Raw genomic sequence first — 21,856 nt, forward strand, 5'->3', positions numbered from 1 at the left:
CGCGCGGGTAGCGCGTTCACCTATTCATGAACGTTCAAAGGCTGGGTAGCCGGTACACTGGCAAAGACAAACATCTGGCGCACCGAAGCAGCATCCCCATTAAAGATTATGCCACGCGCCCCCGGTTGAATGTCCTTGTTTAGCAGCGAACGCAGCAACTGGCGGCTGCTCTCGGGAATCTCGCTAGAAATATCAAACAGCAAACGGGCATACTCGTCGGCGGGCAACTCTTCGCTGCTGACCGGATAGGTCACCGGCGCCAGGTTAAAATCGGTAATATGGACATTGAAGAGCAGCGCATGCCCATCATTGGTCCGGATCTCGCTGATCTGTCGCGCCAATTCCGATGGATCACCATCGCTAGCCACACCATCGGTCACATTAATAATAACGGGCGGATAGCTATCGGGATGGTTAGTAGCCCACTCTTGGGCCAGATCCCGCGCCTGCTCCAGCGCCATGCACATCGGGGTACCACCGCCCGCCTTCGCCTTCACCCAGACCGGGAAAGGGACCGTAATCTCAATCTCCTGGCCAGTATCGTCGATCTCGGTACGCCTGCGCCGCTCGATATCAAAAGGATTCATTTGCAGTTCCGGCAGACCGATAAAGGCCTGGCCCGGCAGACCGCTCTGCAGAACGGGTCCCACCGAGATCCCCTCGTATCCTAGCACCACCACCTCGGCACGTGGCCGCACCTCGGTCGTGCCATCTCGCTGGGCCACTGTATTGGCAACAATCAATTCATTTAAGAACCCATTTAAAACCGTCGCCACCATATCGCATTTGCGACGACCCGCGCCCGCCTGGGCCATGCCAAACGGTTCGGCCATCGATCCGGATTGATCAAGCAAAAAGATCAGGCATCCAGGGCGCGAACCCGCCCACACCTGTGTATATGTATCCATAAAATTGAACCCACAAATTATGACTAATACAAACAAACAATGACTTCACAGTCATCAATTTACCTAATAGTCAAAGCAATGTCAAGTAGGGATTGTTGATAGGAAATTTGTGTTGTGCGGGGAGGGGACGCGAGCGTCCCCTCCCCGCACAACACAAATTTCTTAAATAGTAGCATACGAACTAAAGAAGGGAGATAAAATGCGGGGGCCAGGCATCAATGTGATGCCTGACCAATATGCATGGGGTCTTTAAACGTTATCACTAGCCCGCCTATGCGTCCTCTATGCATCTTCGACAGATGCGGTAAGGAACCAAAATACTACAGGCAGGCATCCAGCAACGAACTACTGACTTATGAAAGCGACGCCAGTCCCAGTATGGAAATTGGTTTCTGTGACCTGACTAGGTGTACTTCCCCAGTTCATCGAACTGACGGTTATCTGATTGCCCTTAACCTGTTCAACTACACCAACATGTCCCACAGGCGATGATCCTTGCACGCCTGACTGTAGGACGATAATCGAGCCAACCGTGGGAATGCTGGAGACATGCCACCCAAATTGTTGGGCACGATCGACCCATCCTCCAGCATTAGCATTTGCCCATGGCACTAATACATCGTGCAATTGATAGTAGCGCTGCGCGGCCCACCAGGTGCATTGTTTGAACGGATATGCGTTCTGCAGGCTGTTCCTCATAGAGAATGGGGACAGAGCCGCAAAACCCGCCGTTACCCGAGGCAATGCCGCCCCGATAGGTAGATCTATCTCCGATGATGGCACCGCTTGAAATTTTGGAGCCGCTGGCTGATCGCGCTCCTCTAGCAAATAGGCTTTATGTCTCGCCAGTGCCATAGGCGCCCTGAATGTACGCAGTACTCTGTGCGTATACATCGCGCTACTCATGTTTTCCGGTTGTAGGCTCGGAATACAAATACGCTGATTGATGTAGATTGAATGAGGGCCAATCAAGTGATTGTAGGCCACAACACTCCGTTCGCCAAGACTATAATATGCCGCGATACTCGCCAGTGTCTCATTCCTGATTACGGTGTGAATGCGATCAGTCTGTGAACACGCAGCATCCGTTCGCGCGTGCGCATCCTCCATATTCGCTCGCGACGTTACTCCAACCAAGCCAATTCCAAAGACGATGATAAAACAAGCACTCACTACAAAACTCACTACGTTGTACCGCTGGAGAGTTTTCCAGCTTCGCTGTTGTGTTTGCAATGTATCCTCTTTCGAATATACAATTTGCAGACCCCCGCAACCGTCCTTGATACATCCTGTAGATCTTTTTACGATCAGGCATACACTTAAATACACTCGCAAGTGATGCCACGCCTACATTGATGATCACGGACGTATAGTTGCAATATACACCCTATACAACAATGAAACATGTTAATATACCGGGTCATTAACTGACTTAAAAGGTAAACACAAAACAAACAGGCGTAAAATCAGAAAAAAGCGCAATACATGCAAGCATGTATTGCGCTTTTTTCTGATTTTACGCCTGTTTATAAGCGCTTCTTGCGTTTACCCAGCATCTCCTGGCCGGTGGTAGGCTTCTGGTCAAAGCTAGCCAGGTCAGCCATCGAGGGATCGGGCAGCGAGCGCGACTGCTGATCGCCGCTGGCCGACTCACCGGTCTCCTGGTTATAGCCAACCTCACTTACCTGTTCGGGGCGGAATGGATTAAATGAACGCATTCCCGGAGGGGGCGGGGTCGCACGCGGACCGGGTCTGGAAGTGGGCCAGGTAGGCCATGCGATCTGTGAGGGCGCCACAGCCTCATTCTTCTGTTCCGCAACCTGTACCGGAGCCTCCGGCGCGGCTGTCCCCGTCTCCGTCTGCGTGGTGGTTGTGGGATCGCCGGCGGCCGGAGCGGAATCCACAGGCGTGCTGGCGGGTGCCTGCGTCGTTTCCACGACGGGTTTCTGGGCTGTTTTATTTTTTACTTTTTGGTTACGAGCCATTGATTACTCCTTTATAGTAGTTTTCTTCTATAGAACAAACGAGAGAGGAAATAGCACCCCGCCAATAAGAGCATTATTACTTATACGACATTATCATGATGCATAAAATCAATATATGCGGGTACTGATCCCTTGTAGTAACACTACTCGTTCCATAATTCAGGCGAGTTAATCTTATAGCATATTGTACACCGTCATGGCTATATATGCGATGGAAGTCGGGGGAGAATATAACCACATCCTCACCATAATTTCCTCGGCCGCGACCTAGATCAATCCCATACGTAGTGCCTCGGCGACCGCCTGCGCGCGGTCGGAGACCTGGAGTTTCCGATAGATCTCCTGCAACTTCCGCTTGACGGTTACCTCGCTCCAGAAACGCTGCAGGGCAATCTCTTTATTTGTATAACCATCACCCACCATCCGTACAATCTCAATTTCAATCTCGCTCAGCCCGGAAAGGGTGCGTACCTGATTACGACTGATGCGGCCAAACTCATCCAGCAGCTGGCTCAGAGTATGGGAATCCATCAATACACGCTCCCCCTGCTGAACCGCGCGCAGAGCCGCCAGCACGCCTCTGATGGGGAGCGACTTCTGCAGGTAGCCATGCGCGCCGATACGAAAAGCCCGAAAGAGCGACTCATCATCAAAGCAGCCGGTAAAAATGACCACGCGCACCTCGGGACAGGTCCGCAGCATCTGCTGGGCAATATCGAGTCCATCGATCCCACGCAGGATCACATCCAACAGAACGATGTCTGGATGGAGCTTCTGAGCCATGGCAATGGCCACACCGCCCTCCGCCGCCTCACCGACCACTGAAAAATCTGGCTCAGCCGCCAGAGACGCGCTGATACCGGTACGCACAACCTCGTGATCATCGACGACCAGCACCCGAATCGGCGCGGGCACCGCCGGATACCACTCCTTCCCTTCCAGATATCGCGACCCCTGGATCGAATCCAGCTCTGAACGTTGCTTATCCATATCCACCCCCCCAATCATGAACCACGAAACATCTTTTCGCCGTCAATTGCGCGTAAAAAACCGGGCCGAGCCTGATCAACTTAATCGTATGTGCCTATATGTATATCGAGCGGCGCTCCGTGTCGTTCCAAGAGCATCACTACCTACCTATTGTACCCATGCGCCAGCATGCGCTTGCGCCCTGTAGGAAATGTGGTTGCCTGGACGCTTACCCTGAAGAGCTATCAGGCACGATTGAGGAAAGGCATGGCGTGCTTGGCATAAAAGTCCGCGTGCTCCTGCTGCAGCCAGTGCAGTGGGGCCAGTAAAATAGAAGGAATATTGAGGGCTACCGCGCGCTCAAGCGAGCTCAGGGCCTCCTCATCCTTGCCCAGACTGGCGCTGATCATCCCTTTCCAAAAGTGGGCATCCCAGCGATCCAGGTCAAGGGCCAGCGCGTACTCAAGTTCCTGCAGGGCCAGCGTATGGCGCTGCTCCAGGAAGTGGGCTACACCGCGACAGATGTAGGCGGCGTAGGCGGCCGGCTCCGCGGTCGCGATGCGTTCCAGGCGTTCAGGGACAGCGGCATCGGGCCGCAGCGAACACATATCCACCCATTGGGCCATCCACCCATGGTCGGCATGCGAGCCATCCAGATTCCAGCTATGGCGGCAGTCGCGGGCCGCCTGCTTCAGATCGCGCAAATAGAGATACGCTTCGCCGCGATTGGTATAGGCGCAGGCAAAATCCGGTCGTAGTTCAATGGCGCGGTTGAGGTCTTCAATCGCCTGCCCCGGCTGCGACAGATAGATATACATGGTGCCACGGCTAAACCTGGCCATGACATTGCCGGGATCGTAGCTCAGGATACGACTATAGTCGTCCGCCGCTTCCTGATAATGCTTGAGGCGTATATAGATAGCGGCCCGGTCGTGGTAGACCGCTGTAAAGGTAGGATTCAGCGCGAGGGCCAGCGTATAATCGGCCAGCGCCCGCTGCGTCGCCTGCAGACCATCGTAGGACAGGCCACGATTATAATACACCGTTGCCAGGCTGTCATCCAGCGCCAGCGCCTGGTCGAAGTCCTCGATCGACTCCTGGTAGCGTTCAAGCAGCCGATAGGCCTCACCGCGATTGTTATAGGTAAAGGCCGTGCCCGGCTGAAGCTCAAGGGCTTTTTGATAATATTCCAGGGCATGTTCCGGGTGACCACTGTCCGTGCAGGCCGCGCCCAGGCGATTGAGCAGAACTACATCCTGCGGCTTAAAGGCCAGCGCGCGCTGGAAGTCCGCGATCGCCTCGGACAGACGCTCCAGGGCCGCGTAGGCCTGTCCACGGCTGGCATACGCGCCCAGCCGACCGGCATTATGCTCGTCCAGCGTCAGCGCGCGGTCCAGATTCAGGATCGCCTGCTCATACTCTTCCATCACGTTATAGACCAGGCCACGACCAACCAGCGCCTGTACATCCTGTACATTCAAGGCCACGGCCATACTAAAATCATAGAGCGCGCGCCGATTATTATGCTGCAAATAATAAATGATCCCGCGTTGATAATAAGCCTGCCCATAGGTTGGCTGTAGCTCAATTACACGCTGGATATCTTTGAGCGCCTGCTCATATTCATTCAGACTACGATACACCAGAGCTCGATTATAGTAAGAGGAGGCTTCCTGAGGATGATTGTGGATCGCCAGACTAAATTCCGCTAGCGCCTGATTATAGTCGCCCGCCAGCGCATAGTCGGCGCCACGCTTGTTATACTCCGAAACGTCACCAGTGGTCATCGACGCTGTCTCCTTTATCGCTTTTAATGTTGTATATCAATGCATGAATGATTTAGGCATATACTAGTAAAGACGAATAAAGCAGGTATTTCTATCAATGAACCACAAAGGGCTAGTACAAAAGCGATAGAAAGCAGTATGGCTGGTAGCCATACTGCTTTCTATCGCTTTGCCGCCTTCGGCGGCGTGGGGAGAGAGAGAGTCTGGGGGACACCCCCACTCCTCCGGCAGGAGGGCTCGCCGCCCTCCTGCACCTCCCGCGTGGGAAGGAGGGGGGTTGGTGGGGATCACCCGCCCCTGCGGAAGGCCGGCCGCCCTCCTGCACCTCCCGCGTGAGAGACTTGGTGGGAGTCACTCCCACACCTACGGCAGGAGGAACGCCGCCCTCCTGCACTTCCCGCTGGCGGGCTTGGGCGGCTCCCGCACGGGCCTCCGCATACGCGGCCGCAGCGTTTTTATAAGGTGATGCAAAAATGGGGCGCGTTACGCGCCCCATTTTTGCATCACCTTATAAAAGTTTGGAGCACCGCCGTACGTGCGGGGCTTGCCCCCGCTTTACGTTTGGAGCACCGCCGTACGTGCGGGGCTTGCCCCCGCTTTACGCGCTGCCGACGCGGGGGAGCGGCTGGGCGGTGGTGGGAGGGCGCTGAAAGACTTCATCCGTATAGACTACCTGGTATAGTTGGGAAGCCGCCGTGGCTAGCTTTTGTACATCCTGCATAAGCTCCTGTACGGTTCCGTCTTTCATCATGGTATCGATATCTTCCTGGCTGCGCCACTGGGCGTAATTCACTACATTTCGTCCGTCGAGACTTTTATGAAGATTCGCCGAAACATAGCCAGGCATGTGGCGAATCGCTACATTGATGGCTTTGATCAGAAGATCTATCAGGCGTTGCTGATTCTCTGGTTCGACGGTGAAAACATTCACTACAGTAATCACAGGTCGATCTCTGGCAATTTTTGTCATCATATCGTCTCCCACCCGATAGAGAGCCCATTATGCTTCACCTACATTTCCTATTTCAGGGTTACATACTTCTACGCAAGAAAGACGAAGGGTGATCCATTTCAGGGTAAAGCCACAGCACCAGGTAGCCTAATGCGACTTTGCGCGCGGCGTCTCTTTACCACGTACCAGGGAGGCCAGTACGCCTACAACAGCGATACAGGCACACACAATAAAGGTCTGATGGAAGCTATACACAAAGGTTTGCTGCAACTGCGTCATCTGGCTACCTCCGTGGCCCGAGGCCAGGATTCCGCCCGCCGCTGCACCTCCCAGAGCGGAGAAGATCGCTCCGGCCAGCGCGATACTTAAGCTCTGGCCCATGGTACGAGCGGTGGCCAGAAAGCCCGAGGCGCTACCCTGGTGCTGGGGAGGCGCCGCCCCTAATAGGGCGCTGTTATTCGGCGACTGGAAGATCGACTGCCCGATGCCGGTTATCAGCAATGGCCAGACGATGCCCCAGATAGGTGTATGCGCATTCAAGAAGCTAACGAACACCAGTCCCAGACCAGCGATCGCCAGCCCACCGGCGGCCAGCCAGCGCGTACCAATACGATCGGCCAGCGAGCCACTGAACGGCGCGATACAGGCAATCGTCAGCGGCAAGGGCGTTAGCAGGAGGCCTGATAGTTCGGTCGAAAATCCGCGCAACTCCTCCAGGTAGAATGGCAGCATAAAGCTGACCGCGAATAGAGCCAGAAAGCTAATGATCAGGCTCAGCAGGGCGGAGGTAAACACGCGGTTTTTGAGCAGAGAAAGCACGATCGCCGGATTGGGCACCCGCAACTCGACAAAAGGTAAGATGATCAGAGCCAGCACTCCCACAATCAGCAACGCCAGAATCGGCGGCGAGCCCCAGCCCAGTTCCTGGGCGAAAGAGAGCCCAGCCGTCAGAGAGGCCAGGCCGACCGCCAGCAAGATGGCCCCCAACGGATCAAAGCGGCCGGGACGGCGCTGCACTTTCTCTTTAATAAACGACAGTGTGGCAATCAGTCCAAGGATGCCAATGGGCAGGTTCACATAGAAGATCCAGCGCCAGCTAAAATAGCCGGTAATAAAGCCGCCCAGGATAGGTCCAATACTGACTCCCAGCGCCACGATGATAGCGTTGAGGCCCAGCGCGCGCCCACGTTCATGTGAAGGAAACGCAGCGGTCAGCATGGCGGGACTCACCGCCATCAAAAGCGCGCCACCAAACCCCTGCAGGGCGCGAGCCGCGATCAAGAAAGCCAGGTTGGGAGCCAGTCCGCACAACGCCGAACTTCCGGTAAAAACGACCAGCCCGGTCAGCCAGACCGACTTGCGGCCGATCATATCCGCCAGCCGCCCGGCCGTTAATAAGACCGCCGCCGTCACCACCAGGTAAGCAATGATAACCCATTCAACCGCGCCACTTAAAGAAACCCCAAAGTTGCGCGCGATCGCCGGCAAGCTAATATTGACGATCGACGAATCCAGCGTCGCCATAAAAACCCCAATTGCCACCACCAGTAGCGTCTGCCACTTCCCCGATTGGAGTTGTGGCGCCGCCTCTTTACCAGTAGGAGCAGGAGCATCAGAGCTCCCCACACGCTGATTATTCGTTTTCATATCAGATTGAGAAGTCTTTTCCTCTTGCTTCATATCAAAATCCAGGTTCTCTATATATGGTTAAAAATCTACATGCATGAATGAAATCATCGGTTAGCCATCCTAACACAGACATCATACATAACACGTTTCAGGGCTTAATGGGTTTTGATAAAGAAATACAATGTCATCACGAATCCTACTGCAATCACAAAGTAGCGAATCCATCTCTGATCAATCTTACGCGCGAAGTAGGCGCCACCATAGCCACCAATGATTGCTCCCACTACCATTACGATCGCCGCGGGCCAATAGATAGCTCCCGCCACAATAAAAGTGATCACGGCCACGCCATTGATACAGGATGCCAGCACGGTCTTGAGGCCATTCATCACATGGATATTTTCCAGACCCATCAAGGCCAGCGTTGCCAGCATCAAAATGCCGATGCCGCCGCCAAAGTAGCCCCCATAAACGGCGATCACCAGCTGCGCAACAGACATACCAACCAGTTGTCTGACCGAAAGGGTTGTCTTTTCAATACGCCGCAACCGTAAACGTTTGGTAACCGGGCCGCTGAAGGTGAACAGCAGCGTAGCGATCAACAATAAATAAGGGATCAGCGTTGTAAAAATAGAGGGTGGCGTAAGCAAGAGCAGGAACGCGCCCAATACTCCACCAATCAAACTGGTCACCACCAGTACGATCAACAGCCTGCGATCAATCATTTTTAGCTCATTGCGATAAGCACCCGCGCTGGCCACCGAACCCGGCCAGAGCGCCACCGTACTGGTCGCATTCGCCACCACCGACTGCACGTTCGCAAAAATCAAAGCCGGAAAAGTAAAGAAGCTACCGCCACCCGCCACAGCATTGAGCGTTCCACCCACAATCGCTACCAGAAACAACAACAAGATAGTTGGTAAAGACATACAGACACCTTTATACCCCGTGGCTAACAACAAAGTTCATAATATTGACAAGTATATCATTATACAACGATATAAAGGACAGTAAACCTTTCCTTTTCGCTTGAAAAGGAAAGGTAGCGGTCTTGCTCGGGCGGCCGCTGACGCGGCCGCCCTGTGTTTTTAATAGGTGGAGCAATGAAGTGAGCAGGTGCGCAAGCACCTGCTCACTTCATTGCTCCACCTATTAAAAACAATCGAGTATTGCACCTGCCCATAAAACATTTGAGCGTCGCAGGGATCTGGTTATCTGATTCGTGGTGGTGGCACAGGGACCTGCTTATCTGATTTATGGTGTCACAGGGGCGCGAATGCGCCCCTGTGACACCACCATAACCCACAGGCGGCCGCGTTTGCGGCCGCCTGTGCGGGGGCGCTCACGTACACAAAAGGCAGAGTAAGAAAATAGTCATGATATATTGCGGATTAAGCTAGCAATAGATAATATCAAACTACAGAATAGCGTAAAATGTAGGAGTTGTATCATAAATACTATTGCGTGATTTGGCAATTTAAAAATATAGATACATGGTTATAAAAGTTACTAAAGTATGTAGGGGATAAGAGTAAGTAGGTCACATAGGCTTAGAAAGGACTTTTTTTTGTCGCAATCAGTCAAATATGTCTTATTGCTTGTCGGTATATTTCTGCTTGGTGCGCTGGTTACGGTTGCCATTATTATTCCTGACAATATTTCATCGCTCGCGGTAGCTCAAGGGCCTGGCAATTCAACACTGGCAACCGGGACACCTGCTTCAGGAGCTTCCCCTGCTGAGCAGATACGCCAGCTGGCGCAAAACAGCAATGCTTTTGCCAATATATCTGGAAATATCGATGTTAAATATACGCAAGGCAACGCGCAAATTACTGAAAAGCTCTATAAGATTAGCGATGTCACTGTGGGACGCGACCAGGTGAAGCATGACTGCTTTACCATCCAGCGCGCCATCTGGAATGCGGGCATTAAACAATTGAATTCATTGGCGGTCATATTTAACGCGCCTATTGCCGATAAATACGGTCAGGTCAACCCGAATGAAAACGTCGGCAGCTGCATGTTAACCAGTACAACGGCAAAAAAAGTCTTCTGGGAAAACCTTACGTATCAGCGAGCCTGGGATGGCACGGGCACGGCTAGTGCCGGCACCACGCCAGTCGCCACAACGACGCCAGATCCGTTCGCGACAGTAACCCCAACGGCCACCGCCAATACGGGCACCTATGTGTATGACGCACACAAGTTTATCGGTTTCCTGGCCACCAATCCAGCACCAACGCCCGCCAGCTAGCAAGCCATATTATATAGATATATATTATAGATAAACAAAACAGAAGAGAGCGGGGATAATCCCCGCTCTCTTCTGTTTTGTTTTGTTCGCGGTACGGCTACAACGAACCGTACACCAGCTGGCCGCCAAGGATGGTAGCCTGCACGCCATTTTCTGAAATATGGGTCTGCTCCACACGCAGAATATCGTCGCGCAGCACAACGGCATCTCCCAGCTTCCCCACGGTCAGCGAGCCTTTTTGTCGCTCCTCGGCGCCCGCGTATGCCGCGCCCAGTGTATAGCCACCCAGCGCGCTCACCACTGACAGCGCCTGATCTGGCAGCCAGGGTGGACGCCTGGTGGCGGGATCGCGGCGAATAGTGGCCGCGTAGATAATGTTGAGGGGATCAAACGTTTCCACCGGTGAATCCGAACCCATCGCCAGCGGTATCCCCATATTATGCATGGTACGATAGGCATAGGCGCGGCGGTAGCGCTTTCCCCAGTAGCGTTCCGCGATATCCCGGTCCGCCACCGCGTGAAACGGCTGGATCGAGGCAATAACGCCCAGGCGCCGCATCCGCTCCAGGTCCTCGGGCGCGATCAGCTGAACATGCTCCAGGCGATAGCGCAACCGCTTGACGGGAGTGCTCGCGTCGCCCTTCATTACGAGCGATTTCTGCGCCTGCTCAATGGAATTGAGGGCCACACGCGCCGCCCGGTCGCCGATGGCGTGGATAGCCACCATCAGGTCCATCTCGGTCGCCACTCGCACGGTATCCATCATCTCTTGCTCAGGGATGGCCAGGATGCCACGGTTGCCTGGACTCCCCTCAAAGCTATGCAGCATGGCGGCGGTCTGCGAACCCAGGGTTCCATCGGCGAAGATCTTGATGCCGGCGACGCGCAGCAGATCGTTCTCGCCATTGGAGATCGCCAGTTCGGGCATTTTGTGCAGCAGCTGGCGCGGCATAATCATCTGCACGCGCACACCCAGCTTGCCTTCATCACGCAGCTGACTGAAGATGTTCAGGGAGAGCTCATCTTCGATGTCATGGATGGTCGTGATGCCGCTACGCTGCAGCTGGGCCAGGGACAGCTCCATCAGCTGGCGGCTCAACGTGGGATCGGGTGGCGTGATCACATCAAACACCAGGCGCGTGGCATCGGCCTCCTGCAGAACGCCGGTGGGCTCGCCGCTGCCATCGCGCAGAATGGCACCAGTCTCGGGCTCGGGCGTCTCGGCGTTAATGTGCGCCAGTTCCAGCGCGCGCGAATTCACCCACAGCAGGTGCCCATCTTTACTGGAGAGGGCCACTGGATGATCAGGGGCGGCGGCATCCAGCGAGGCGCGCGTCGGAAAATTAGTATTCGGCCACGCATTGCGATCCCAGTGGCTCCCCTGGATCCACTGCCCGGCCGGAGTTGTGGCGGCTCGTGACCGCACCAGTTCAGCCACCTCCTCCTCGCTGGTGCAGGCCGAGGCATCGATGCGCTGCGACCGATAAGCGGTCGCCAGCAGGTGAATGTGCGCATCAATAAAACCCGGCACCACTGTGCGCCCGCGCAGATCCACCAGTTCCGCATTCTGGCCGCCCTCGCGCCTCACCTCATCATTCGTCCCCACCGCCAAAATGCGCCCGCTCCCCCCATCTATCGCCATCGCCTGCGCATATGGTACTTGCACATCCATCGTATAGATGTTGCCATTCAAATAGAGCACCTTGCTCATCAAGCATCTCGCTTTCTCATAAATGCTGAGCTGATCTCAGCTTACATCCACTTATTCCTCCAGAAAGTTGAGGATCGCTTCGCCAAGAACCTGCGGGCGCTGCAGCTGGATATCATGCGCGGTTTCGGGCATCCACAGGACGGAGCAATGCTGGATAGCGCGCGCCACCTGGGCCGCCATCTGTCCCTTGGCGGCCGCGAACTCATCGGCATGCTCAAGCCGTTCAGGTGGCTCCTCTCCGGGAACAGGTTGGCTGGCGGCCGGCACCAGCAGGACCGGACAGCTTAATTTACTATAGTACGACAGAGCGCGGTCCTCCCACAGCGACTCGCGAATAGCGCACTGCTGGCTGGCACGCAGACGCTCCTGTACGGTGCCATCAGGCAATTCAATAATATAGGTCTGGACGATCCGCTCAATCTCTGGCGTCCAGGTAAACGGCATCTCTGTTCGCAATGCCTGCAGGTAGGCCGCGCGCGACGCGTACAGTTCGGACGTGGCCTTCTCGCGAATGAAGCGCTCACGTGTCATGCCCGGCCAGTGGCGGGGCTCCACGTGTGGACAATCAACCAGCACCAGGTGACTGACCAGGGCGGGATGACGGGCAGCCAACACCAGGGCTACGCGCGCCCCCCAGCCATGTCCCACCACGGCCACCTGTCCCAGACCCAACGTGGCCATCCCACTAATGATATCCTCGGCGATCGTAGTCAGGTCGTAGCCCGTCTCCGGCTGGGTACTCAAACCATGCCCACGCAGATCAAATGCCAGCAATGGGTGGCGCTGATAGAGATATTCAGCGGTCAGACGCCAGGTATCCGCCGTCGCAGCCAGACCGTGCAGCAGCACAACAGGAATATCATCGCTGGCATCTTCATATGCCGCTGACGAAGCCTCGCCAGCTGATGCATTGTGCAATACCGGGTCCCATTCCAGATAGTGAAGACGCACATCGCCCGCATCAACAAACGAGCTGCGAGGTTCCAACATAAAACGTACCTCTTTCTCAGTATATCTTCTTATTCCTGCTTAGAAATCAAGTAGACGCTGACGATAATGAGTATACCGCCAAAGATGGTGTAAGGGGTAAGTTCTTCATGCAACAGTAGCACGCCCAGCAAGGGCCCTAATAGTGGTTGAATAAAAAGCGTCGAAGCCGCCGCGGAGGCTTTGACTTTCGTCAGACCTTGAAACCAGGCCAGGTATGCCAGACAGGTGCATGGAATAGCCAGCCAGAGCACGCTGAACCAGCCGGCCATATCGGGCATGCGCCAGCCGGTTGAAAAGAATTCCCAACCCGCCACCGGTAGCCAGAAAATCATACTACCCACAATTGAAGCCGTCGTAATCAGCAGGGGCGAATGCCTGGTCAGTAATGCCTTACCACGAACAGTATACAGGGCCTCAACCAATAGTGCCGACACGACCAGCAAATCTCCTACGATACGCCAGATACCACCATTGGCGGGCAGATTGGGCAGCAGGCTACGCTCAACAATCAGGTACACGCCGAAAAATCCCAATCCCAGTGCGCCCAGTGCTCGTCGACTGACATGTTCCCGCAACACAATCCAGGAGAGGGCCGAGGTAAAAATCGACTCACCTGTAATCAGCAGGGCCACGTCCGAGGCAGTGGTTAACGACAGGCCGCCAAACTCCAGCATCTTATTCACCACAAAGCCGATCAACGACAGCAATGCCAGCTGCGGGAGGTCGCGCCAGGTTAAATGAAGTGAATCCCACCTGGCGATCAGAAAGGGCAGCAGCACGATTCCAGATAGACACATTCTCAGGGCGAGCATCAGAGGCAATGGCATCGCCGCCAGGGCATACTTGGCCGCCACATAACTGGTAGCCCATAAGATATTCGCCCCGATCAAAATCAGCCAGGGCAGGGTATGACGAGACGACGAAGAGGATGGGAGGCGCGAGGAGATAGGCAAAACGATGCTCCTTACAAGGTATCGAGTTATCAGTACGCTACGGTCGGAACAGGCCCGTCCGTCACATTGTACCGCACTACACTATTTTTAACATTTTATGTAGCCCTTTTCCAGCATCCTTAATGAGGACGCGGCCCGGTCGCGTAGAGCACCTTGTAGCGATTGTTGCCGCCAACCTCGCGCACCTGCTGGAAACAGGCCTGCAGCGTGGGCTCATATTTCAGGAAGCGGTTAGCGACCAGGTAGAAGCGGCCGTTGGGCACCAGAATGCGGGCGGACTGGCGAATAAAACGCTCGGCGATCTCCAGCGTCTGTACCCCTCCCTGGTGAAAAGGAGGGTTGGTGGCGACCAGGTCAAAGCGCTGGTCCAGCACCGCCTGGGCGCCGTCGCTGGGAAGCACACGCACGTTGGTCAGGCCCGCCAGGCTCACGGCCTGCTCGCTGGCCGCCACCGCCGCCAGGCTGGCGTCCACCATCGTCACCTTTCCTTGAGGGGCTAAACGTGCTATATGCAAACCAATAAAGCCGGCGCCACAACCGATATCCAGCGCACGATCGGTCGGTTGTACCTCCAGAGCCGAGAGCAGCAATTGCGTACCCTCATCCAATTTGCTATCCGCGAAGATACGCAACGTCGTCACCGGCAGCTGCTCAACGCTGAAGCCCTGCCGCTTGATCGAGCAGAGCACGCGCTGCCCCTTGGAGATTGTCAACGTCTCCACATTCCCAAACAGCTCTTGCATGCGCTTCGCCATCGTCAGGATACCCCGATCCTTGGCGCCCGCGACATAGAGCTTGCCGCCAACCTTGAGCGCAAAGGCGGCGACGCTCAGCCCATAAAACATCCAGACATTGCCCGGCTGATACAGCAGATTCATCGCCGCCACATCTACCGTCTCTGGCGAATGATGTAAGATATAATCATGAAACGGCATAGCGCGCACAGAAGAACCGGACGCATCTATCTTGAGCGCTCCCAGGGTCGCGATATTATCTTCCGCCAGGCACAGATGTCCCGTCGTCAGACGTGGCCGCGCCTGGATCACGAAAGGATCGGCAGCCGAATTGAGCATCAGCACTTGATCTGTTGTGTTAAATTGTACGAAATCAGATAATAATCGAGATTGGAGCATCACTATGGCCCTCTATATTGATAGTGCTTACCTGGATGATATCACAGCGGTAGCACAGACATTACCCGTTGCCGGAGTAACCACGAATCCGACATTGCTTTTGAACGCCTACCAGCAACACGGTCAGCGTTTCAACGCCAACGAGCTGGTGCAACAGCTCTTGCAGCGCACCATCGGTACTATTTTCATGCAGCCCTCCATGGCCAACGAAGAGGAAGCCTATCGAGAAGCCCACTCATATATTGATGCCGACCCCGAGAGGGTTATTCCCAAGATCCCGATGAACAGGGCGGGAGTGCGCGTAGGGCAGCGCCTGTACGCCGAAGGACATTATATCGCGTTCACGGCCGTCACCACGGTCTTTCAGGCCTATGTCGCCTCACAGGTAGGCGCAAAATATATTATCCCCTACTATAACCGTTTACGGCGCAGCGGGGTAGATCCCTGTGAGCGCATCGCGAACATGGCCCGGGTCATCTCCGGCCAGACCCCTGGCACCCGCATTCTGGCCGCCAGCATCAAATCCGCGGCCGAAGCCGCCGAAGCCCTCGTCAGTGGCGCGCACGACCTGACGATCCCTCCGGCCATCTTACTGGAGATGGCCAACGACCCCGAAAGTGATGAGGCAATCGCGCGTTTTGAACAGGATGCAAAGAATTTAAACAGGATACAAAGAAGATGAATAATCTGTAATATAATTCTTGTCCAACTTTTCTCGTAGTATGAACATTTATTCAGCATAAATGAACGTCAATTCATGTCATAGTCATGCACACATGGTATATTATCTTCTGTAAGCGGATAGAGAAACGCGACCCCTGGTGGATGAAGTGATGGAAGGGATGGGGGGAGCGTGGTTCGCCATTCTTGCGCAGGTGGGGTGATGTGAGGATGCGGGCAAGAATGGGACGTGGTAAGGGATGGAGCTCAACGTTCTTGCAGGTGGTGTCGATGGAAGTGGATGTGGGCAAGGACGGAACAGGGATGTGGAAGGGGAAAATACCTGCAGCCTTGCTGGTGTGGCGGTGGTAGCGGTGATTGAGAGCAGGGCTGGCATGGTATCAGGGTGAAGATCAAGAGCAACGTTCTTGTGGGTGGCTATGTGGTAGTGGATGTGGACAAGAACGTGTCGGATAGAGGGGATGAACCGATTTTTTATCTGGTTGCCATGAACACATATCGGGAGGACGCACAGTGGGACATGTGGTATGGGAGGTCAGTGGTGTGCGCCATGGGTGGTGGTTGTGGTTGATGAGGGTCCCGCATATGTCTTTCGTGAGGGGGGAGAACAGTGAGCGACGCGGGGAGGGGAGGAGTGAGAAAGCCTGACAGCTGTATTTATACAGCTTCAGGCTTCTATATATCTCTCCCTTCCACGATTGTATAGGAAGGGAAAGCGGTAGGATTTTTGGGGTGGAGGGGCGTGCGCGCCCTCCGCCTTTTTTTGTGTGTTCTAAAGGGGAGATTTGTGCCTTCGGCCCCTGACTCTACGCGCCTACGGCGCTCAGAAGGTTTTTTAAGACAGTGTGCGACACAACAGATGGCTGCATTCGCACGCTGTCTTAAAAAACCTTTTGAGGGTGTTATGCATTTTGTTGCGAAAAGAAACCGTGACAAGAAAAAAGAAACGGACACGTAGGTGTCGGGCTTGCCCCAATACCTTTAACTTAAGAAAATGCAGGAATAGAAAGAAATACAGTACGTGCGGGGCTTGCCCCCGCTTGCTTCCCAAGAAGAAAAGCACCTTCAAAGCGATCAAGGACGGTTGCATGCGACGCATCGCATCATTCCTATTGCTTTTTCGAGCGGCGAGGAAAGAAGCGGGGGCAAGCCCCGCACGTACTGTGGTCGCGTTTCTTTTTGCCTGCGCTAGAGTTGAAAGTATTGGAGCTTGCCCCGACACCTACATGCGCATGTCCATTTTTTTGTTGCATTTATATTTATCTTTGCAAAAACATAAACTGCACTCTGCTCTGACATACAATTGTAACAATTTCGGTCTATGCTAGTTGGTGATAAATGTTGGTATCAGAGGGTAGGGGAAGAGGTGGTGGTATTCCGGTGCGGTCTCCTGCTTCTCGTTACAAGGTCAGAATGTATTCTATGTATCATATGCCGCAACAATTACAGCCGCCTCAAAAGAGGCGCCGATCGCAGATGGGGATCAATGTCGGCTATCTGCTGCTATCGTTTCCACTGGGCATCGCCTATTTTGTCCTGCTCGCCATCTGCATTGCCTTCACCGCACTCAATCTGTTTCTGATTGGTATTCCGCTGCTGATCTTTATTATGGCTCTGCTCTGGAAGATCGCCGCATTTGAGCGGCACCTGACCATGAATTGGCTGGGCGTGGAGATCGCGCCGATGGCCGCTCCTTTTCCGGCCGACGCTGGCAGGATACAGCGCGCCCTGATCCATCTCAGACGGACCGTAACCTGGAAGAGCCTATTCTATCTCTTTCTCAAATTTCCCTTTGGCATTGCCGCATTCAGCCTGACCATAGTCTGCCTCAGCCTCTGCCTACCCCTCAGCATAGTCGCAGGCGTGCTGGGACTGCTGGCCGCTCCCTTTGTGTATCTCTATATGGTTGTGGCCTCCCGTAGTCCGCGAAAAGGGAGGTCCGCCGGTTACTATATCAAGACCATACTGACGCTTGGGGGCGGCACCACCTTCCCTTTGATCATTGTGAACTTTCTGGCCGCGCTCTGGGGCCAGTTTGCTCAGGCTATGCTGGGCATGAATCAAAACGCCCTGCGCCTGGCGGAAGCCACGGCCATGGCCGAGCGCGAGCGGCTAAAAGCGGAGCAGGCCGAGCAGAGCAGGCGCGAACTGATCATGAATGTCTCGCATGATCTGCGCACGCCTGTAGCCAGCATTCGCGGCCACCTGGAATCCTTGCTCCTGAGTAGCGAGGAGCAGACGCTACAGCCTACCATGCTGCGCGATTATCTGCAGATCGCGCACCGGGAGACCCTGCGCCTGGGCACGCTGGTGGAGGATCTGTTGTCGCTGGCACGTAATGATAGTCAGGAGCTACGTCTTCAGATCGGTATCGTCGATGCCAGGGAGGTGATAGAGGAGGTATACCAGGTAATGATGCCCCTGGCTCGGCGCGAACGCCAGATCAGCCTGGTACGCCAGGTGCCACCCCAATTACCGGCCATCTACGCGGATCGTCAGCGCCTGGTCCAGGTCATGCTCAACCTGGTGCGCAACGCCGTCACCTACACACCCGACGGCGGCATCGTCGCGATCTCCCTGCAGCAGACCGAGGCGCAGTACCTTACCCTGAGCGTCTCCGATACCGGTATCGGCATCGCGGCGCAAGATCTCCCCCACATCTTTGAGCGCTTCTACCGTACCGACAACTCCAGGACACGCAGTTCCGGCGGCTTTGGTCTCGGCCTGGCTATCGTTCAGGATTTCGTCCTGGCCATGGGTGGCACCATCTCGGTGGAAAGTACCCCCAATGTTGGCAGCACCTTCCACCTTCATCTCAAGGTCGTTCACAAAACCACAAACAGGTTTTAGAATTTATCAGGTTCCCTGGCTTTTTGAGATATTTTTGAGGTCGGGGCGGCAAATTTTGAGACAGCCTTGACACCTTTAGTTGTATCTTAGAGGAGGATATACAAAGACAACAGAGGATCAGCTATACCAGAGGGGGTGAGCGCATGCAGAAAATCGAGCGCATTCCGCAGATGGAAACGGGCCACAAAAACAAGTGGCAGTATTATGTATATGATGTATTGATCGCCATGGCTGGTTCGCTCATCGTTACCGGCCTGATCTACTTTTCTCATCTCTACCCGCATATCTCTGACATCGTCATCATCCATTTGATCTGGATTATGGCGCTGGCCATCTGGCGCAGCCGCTATGCAGCCATTGTTGCCGCCATCACAGCCTTTCTCTCGTTTGACTACTTCCTGGTTCCCCCGCTCTACACACTGACCATAGCGGATCCAGTCCAGTGGGTAGCCCTGTTTGTATTCCTGTTTACAGCCATCGTCACCGGCTGGCTGGCTGGCGCGGTCAGGCAAAGCGCCGAAGAGGCCAGAAAGAACGCGCACGAGCTACGCATCCTATACGAGTTGATGCGCGTCTGCAATAACACCAATAACCTTGATGAGCAGCTCGATATTATCGTGTTATCAACGTTGCGCGTCTTCTCCTCTCTGGGGATAACCGAGTGTGTCCTGCTGATGCCAGACCAGGTAGGAAAGCTCAGCGTGCGCGCTGATGCCCCTATTCGCGTCGATGAGTTTCAACCAACGTCTGAGGAGATGGGGCACGCGACCCAGGTCTATCGCAGTGGAACACATACCACCATCAAAGATGTAAAAGTGCCGCATTCACAGGTTCATTACATCCCCTTGAAGTCCGGCTCTCACGTCTTCTGTGTCCTCTATCTGCGCGTACTCAATGGGGTCCCATGGCTAGAAAATGAGGAAGGCGTGAACAGCGCCCTGCGCAACGCCTACCCACCGGCCGAATTTTTCCGCACTTATCTCGACCAGATCTCCTCGCTGATCGAACGCTCATTCTTACGCGAAAAGCTAGCGTCATAAATATCGCAGGCGGCCGCCTGTAGTCTGCCTGGGCTTTCGCACCTGCGGTGCTTAGTAGTTTATTTGAGCTGGTGCATGGGTGCGCGAATGCGCACCCATGCACCAGCTCAAATAAATCAGTGCGGCCGCGCGTGTGGGGGCGCTCATGTACCCCTGTACAATGAGGGGGAGACGCATTCTACTACGCTGAGCTCCACAGGAGCAAAGCGGCAGGCGTTTACACGACGAAGCGATAACCCACGCCCCAGACCGTCACGATCTTTTCGCCGAGGGGCCCCAGTTTTTTGCGCAGGCGGGTGATATGGGTATCAACAGTACGGTCGAAGCCATCATAATCATAGCCCCATAATTCCTGCAGCAGGAACTCGCGGCTAAAGGCGCGCCCAGGGTTCTTGCTCAGCAATACCAGGAGATCATATTCCCTGGGGGTAAGATCTAGCGGCCGCTTCTCCAGGGTGACGGTGTGCTCCGCCAGAGAGATATAGAGGGGGCCACGAACAATAGGGGGCGGTGTAGCGGACGAGGACCGGGCCACTGTATCCGGCTGCGAAGATGCGGAGAAATTATGCGCGAGCACAGGGGTTTGCGCGTCCAGATCGATGCGCCTCAACATGGCACGCACCCGCGCCGTCAGCTCACGTACGCTGAATGGCTTGCTAATATAGTCATCAGCGCCCACCTCCAGACCGAGAATACGATCGACCTCATCGGTACGGGCAGTAAGCATAATAATCGGGAGCAGGTGCTTCTGCCGAATCGTACGGCAGACGGTCAGGCCATCGAGCTTTGGGAGCATCCAGTCCAGAATAACCAGGTTTAACGGCAGCTGCTCAACCAGGCGCAGAGCGGCCTCCCCATCAAAAGCCTGGTAAACCTGGTACCCCTGAGATTCCAGCTCTTTGCGAATAAGGTTACATATATCGATCTCGTCTTCCACAACGAGTATGCTGGCCATAGTTTGATCCTCTAATATAAGACTCTACCTTAAATACTCCTGTCAAAGTGTACACCAAACAAAAAGACAAATCCAGTCCCAGTAGGCGTCGGGCTTGCCCCGGATTTGTCGCGAAGCGACCGGCTCCCGGGCGCGCACGTTCCACAAAAGGTGATAAGAAATGACGGCCACCCCATTGTGGGACAGGGTTATTGCAGGATCGCGTGCACCACAATCTGTGGGGACTGCGGAAACGCAGGTATCCAGTTGTTATCGCAGGTCACCAGATTGAGGTAGGTGCCGCTACCATCGCCGAAGATAGCGGACGCGGGCGTCTGATCGGGCGCATAGCTACGCACCAGCGTCACGATAAAGTGCTGCACAACACCGGTCTGATTGACAACCAGGATGGTATCCCCCTTATGCAGGCTGGTCAGCTTACTAAACGCGCCCGGCGTACCATCCGGCTGGCTGGCATAGCCATCGATGACCGCGCTCCCCATATCCCCCGGTCGAGGACCATTCATGAACCAGCCTACGCCACCGGACCCATGGAGCGCGGGCACATCGACATGGTTGTTCATATTCAGGCCGACGGCCTCAATCGGCGCATCGACCTTAATGGCGGGAATCTGTAGATGCGCGCCGGTATCCGGATGTGGTGGCGATAAAATCGGATCAAGGGTCGGGGTGGGAGTGGGGAGCGCCATATTGGCGCTAGCATCGAGGGAAGACTTATTGTTATTGCCCGTCTGGATTAAGAGCCGGGCGGTCTCATGATCAAAGTTGGTAGAGATCTGATCGCCACTATTATCGACCTTGCGGTGTGTAGAATGGGCACCATCCGGCGTAAACACGATATTTGGATGGGTGATGCGATACTCCAGCGTCGAAAGAGAGCAGACCTGGCACAGCCCCCAGCCTGAAATCACTCCGCCTACCAGCAATAGTAAGACCAGGGCAAATAGTATATTCGTCTTCGTATATGGCGTAGTATTGGATGATCGAAAAGCCTTGAAAAGCCGTTGCATGGAATATTCTCTCCTCTCGAATGGCATCCTGACCATCTAGCAGGTTATA

The 21,856-nt window shown here is 54.7% G+C and carries 18 protein-coding genes; 4 read left to right on the forward strand and 14 right to left on the reverse strand.

Features of this window, described 5'->3' with window-relative positions; translation table 11 throughout:
* Window positions 1–20: 20 nt before the first annotated feature.
* The 8 genes from AABA21_RS23595 to AABA21_RS23630 all read right to left on the reverse strand — a co-directional run bounded on the left by AABA21_RS23595 (window position 21) and on the right by AABA21_RS23630 (window position 9,159).
* Window positions 21–908, reverse strand: coding sequence for a vWA domain-containing protein (locus AABA21_RS23595; protein ID WP_338254099.1), 888 nt, complete (start codon window positions 906–908; stop codon window positions 21–23).
* Between the two features lie 345 nt (window positions 909–1,253).
* On the reverse strand, window positions 1,254–1,763 hold the full coding sequence (locus tag AABA21_RS23600) for a CHAP domain-containing protein (protein ID WP_338254101.1): 510 nt from the start codon (window positions 1,761–1,763) through the stop codon (window positions 1,254–1,256).
* A gap of 671 nt (window positions 1,764–2,434) precedes the next feature.
* Window positions 2,435–2,893, reverse strand: coding sequence for a hypothetical protein (locus AABA21_RS23605; RefSeq protein WP_338254103.1), 459 nt, complete (start codon window positions 2,891–2,893; stop codon window positions 2,435–2,437).
* A gap of 267 nt (window positions 2,894–3,160) precedes the next feature.
* On the reverse strand, window positions 3,161–3,883 hold the full coding sequence (locus AABA21_RS23610; protein WP_338254104.1) for a response regulator: 723 nt from the start codon (window positions 3,881–3,883) through the stop codon (window positions 3,161–3,163).
* Between the two features lie 224 nt (window positions 3,884–4,107).
* The gene (locus AABA21_RS23615) at window positions 4,108–5,649 is read right to left on the reverse strand and encodes a tetratricopeptide repeat protein (RefSeq protein ID WP_338254105.1); all 1,542 of its coding nucleotides are present in this window, start codon (window positions 5,647–5,649) and stop codon (window positions 4,108–4,110) included.
* Between the two features lie 598 nt (window positions 5,650–6,247).
* Window positions 6,248–6,622, reverse strand: a complete 375-nt coding sequence (locus AABA21_RS23620) for an antibiotic biosynthesis monooxygenase family protein (protein ID WP_338254106.1) — start codon at window positions 6,620–6,622, stop codon at window positions 6,248–6,250.
* Between the two features lie 126 nt (window positions 6,623–6,748).
* Window positions 6,749–8,281 (reverse strand): MFS transporter, encoded by a 1,533-nt coding sequence (locus AABA21_RS23625; RefSeq protein ID WP_338254108.1) that lies wholly within the window; start codon window positions 8,279–8,281, stop codon window positions 6,749–6,751.
* Window positions 8,282–8,385: 104 nt separating this feature from the next.
* Window positions 8,386–9,159: a sulfite exporter TauE/SafE family protein gene (locus tag AABA21_RS23630; protein WP_338254109.1), complete on the reverse strand. Its 774-nt coding sequence runs from the start codon at window positions 9,157–9,159 to the stop codon at window positions 8,386–8,388.
* 638 nt (window positions 9,160–9,797) lie between these two features.
* Between AABA21_RS23630 and AABA21_RS23635 the strand changes: the two genes are divergently transcribed.
* Complete coding sequence (locus AABA21_RS23635) at window positions 9,798–10,484, forward strand: hypothetical protein (protein ID WP_338254110.1); 687 nt, start codon at window positions 9,798–9,800, stop codon at window positions 10,482–10,484.
* A gap of 97 nt (window positions 10,485–10,581) precedes the next feature.
* Here AABA21_RS23635 and AABA21_RS23640 read toward each other — a convergent pair whose 3' ends face one another.
* From AABA21_RS23640 to AABA21_RS23655, 4 genes are all read right to left on the reverse strand, one after another.
* Window positions 10,582–12,195, reverse strand: a complete 1,614-nt coding sequence (locus AABA21_RS23640; RefSeq protein WP_338254111.1) for an amidohydrolase — start codon at window positions 12,193–12,195, stop codon at window positions 10,582–10,584.
* Between the two features lie 51 nt (window positions 12,196–12,246).
* On the reverse strand, window positions 12,247–13,185 hold the full coding sequence (locus AABA21_RS23645; RefSeq protein WP_338254112.1) for an alpha/beta fold hydrolase: 939 nt from the start codon (window positions 13,183–13,185) through the stop codon (window positions 12,247–12,249).
* A gap of 29 nt (window positions 13,186–13,214) precedes the next feature.
* Window positions 13,215–14,138, reverse strand: coding sequence for a DMT family transporter (locus tag AABA21_RS23650; protein WP_338254113.1), 924 nt, complete (start codon window positions 14,136–14,138; stop codon window positions 13,215–13,217).
* 119 nt (window positions 14,139–14,257) lie between these two features.
* Window positions 14,258–15,271 carry a methyltransferase gene (locus AABA21_RS23655; protein ID WP_338254114.1) on the reverse strand — a complete coding sequence of 338 codons (1,014 nt, stop codon included), beginning with the start codon at window positions 15,269–15,271 and terminating at the stop codon, window positions 14,258–14,260.
* A gap of 4 nt (window positions 15,272–15,275) precedes the next feature.
* On the opposite strand from AABA21_RS23655, the gene AABA21_RS23660 reads away from it, so the two are divergent.
* The 3 genes from AABA21_RS23660 to AABA21_RS23670 all read left to right on the forward strand — a co-directional run bounded on the left by AABA21_RS23660 (window position 15,276) and on the right by AABA21_RS23670 (window position 19,842).
* Window positions 15,276–15,953, forward strand: a complete 678-nt coding sequence (locus AABA21_RS23660) for a transaldolase family protein (RefSeq protein ID WP_338254115.1) — start codon at window positions 15,276–15,278, stop codon at window positions 15,951–15,953.
* 1,475 nt (window positions 15,954–17,428) lie between these two features.
* The gene (locus AABA21_RS23665) at window positions 17,429–18,802 is read left to right on the forward strand and encodes an ATP-binding protein (RefSeq protein ID WP_338254116.1); all 1,374 of its coding nucleotides are present in this window, start codon (window positions 17,429–17,431) and stop codon (window positions 18,800–18,802) included.
* 143 nt (window positions 18,803–18,945) lie between these two features.
* Window positions 18,946–19,842 (forward strand): DUF4118 domain-containing protein, encoded by an 897-nt coding sequence (locus AABA21_RS23670; RefSeq protein ID WP_338254117.1) that lies wholly within the window; start codon window positions 18,946–18,948, stop codon window positions 19,840–19,842.
* A 217-nt stretch (window positions 19,843–20,059) separates the two neighbouring features.
* Here the strand turns inward: AABA21_RS23670 and AABA21_RS23675 are convergent, their stop codons facing one another.
* Both AABA21_RS23675 and AABA21_RS23680 read right to left on the reverse strand, forming a co-directional pair.
* On the reverse strand, window positions 20,060–20,797 hold the full coding sequence (locus AABA21_RS23675; protein ID WP_338254118.1) for a response regulator transcription factor: 738 nt from the start codon (window positions 20,795–20,797) through the stop codon (window positions 20,060–20,062).
* A gap of 188 nt (window positions 20,798–20,985) precedes the next feature.
* The gene (locus tag AABA21_RS23680; protein ID WP_338254119.1) at window positions 20,986–21,807 is read right to left on the reverse strand and encodes a class F sortase; all 822 of its coding nucleotides are present in this window, start codon (window positions 21,805–21,807) and stop codon (window positions 20,986–20,988) included.
* Between the last annotated feature and the right edge of the window lie 49 nt (window positions 21,808–21,856).

Source organism: Dictyobacter halimunensis (assembly GCF_036245075.1).

What these genes read in the sequence shown, in the direction of transcription:
- AABA21_RS23595 (WP_338254099.1), bottom strand. Translation starts at nt 908, where the DNA reads ATGGATACATATACACAGGTGTGGGCGGGTTCGCGCCCTGGATGCCTG.
- AABA21_RS23600 (WP_338254101.1), bottom strand. Translation starts at nt 1,763, where the DNA reads ATGGCACTGGCGAGACATAAAGCCTATTTGCTAGAGGAGCGCGATCAG.
- AABA21_RS23605 (WP_338254103.1), bottom strand. Translation starts at nt 2,893, where the DNA reads ATGGCTCGTAACCAAAAAGTAAAAAATAAAACAGCCCAGAAACCCGTC.
- AABA21_RS23610 (WP_338254104.1), bottom strand. Translation starts at nt 3,883, where the DNA reads ATGGATAAGCAACGTTCAGAGCTGGATTCGATCCAGGGGTCGCGATAT.
- AABA21_RS23615 (WP_338254105.1), bottom strand. Translation starts at nt 5,649, where the DNA reads ATGACCACTGGTGACGTTTCGGAGTATAACAAGCGTGGCGCCGACTAT.
- AABA21_RS23620 (WP_338254106.1), bottom strand. Translation starts at nt 6,622, where the DNA reads ATGATGACAAAAATTGCCAGAGATCGACCTGTGATTACTGTAGTGAAT.
- AABA21_RS23625 (WP_338254108.1), bottom strand. Translation starts at nt 8,281, where the DNA reads ATGAAGCAAGAGGAAAAGACTTCTCAATCTGATATGAAAACGAATAAT.
- AABA21_RS23630 (WP_338254109.1), bottom strand. Translation starts at nt 9,159, where the DNA reads ATGTCTTTACCAACTATCTTGTTGTTGTTTCTGGTAGCGATTGTGGGT.
- AABA21_RS23640 (WP_338254111.1), bottom strand. Translation starts at nt 12,195, where the DNA reads ATGAGCAAGGTGCTCTATTTGAATGGCAACATCTATACGATGGATGTG.
- AABA21_RS23645 (WP_338254112.1), bottom strand. Translation starts at nt 13,185, where the DNA reads ATGTTGGAACCTCGCAGCTCGTTTGTTGATGCGGGCGATGTGCGTCTT.
- AABA21_RS23655 (WP_338254114.1), bottom strand. Translation starts at nt 15,271, where the DNA reads ATGCTCCAATCTCGATTATTATCTGATTTCGTACAATTTAACACAACA.
- AABA21_RS23660 (WP_338254115.1), top strand. Translation starts at nt 15,276, where the DNA reads ATGGCCCTCTATATTGATAGTGCTTACCTGGATGATATCACAGCGGTA.
- AABA21_RS23665 (WP_338254116.1), top strand. Translation starts at nt 17,429, where the DNA reads ATGGGGATCAATGTCGGCTATCTGCTGCTATCGTTTCCACTGGGCATC.
- AABA21_RS23670 (WP_338254117.1), top strand. Translation starts at nt 18,946, where the DNA reads ATGCAGAAAATCGAGCGCATTCCGCAGATGGAAACGGGCCACAAAAAC.
- AABA21_RS23675 (WP_338254118.1), bottom strand. Translation starts at nt 20,797, where the DNA reads ATGGCCAGCATACTCGTTGTGGAAGACGAGATCGATATATGTAACCTT.
- AABA21_RS23680 (WP_338254119.1), bottom strand. Translation starts at nt 21,807, where the DNA reads ATGCAACGGCTTTTCAAGGCTTTTCGATCATCCAATACTACGCCATAT.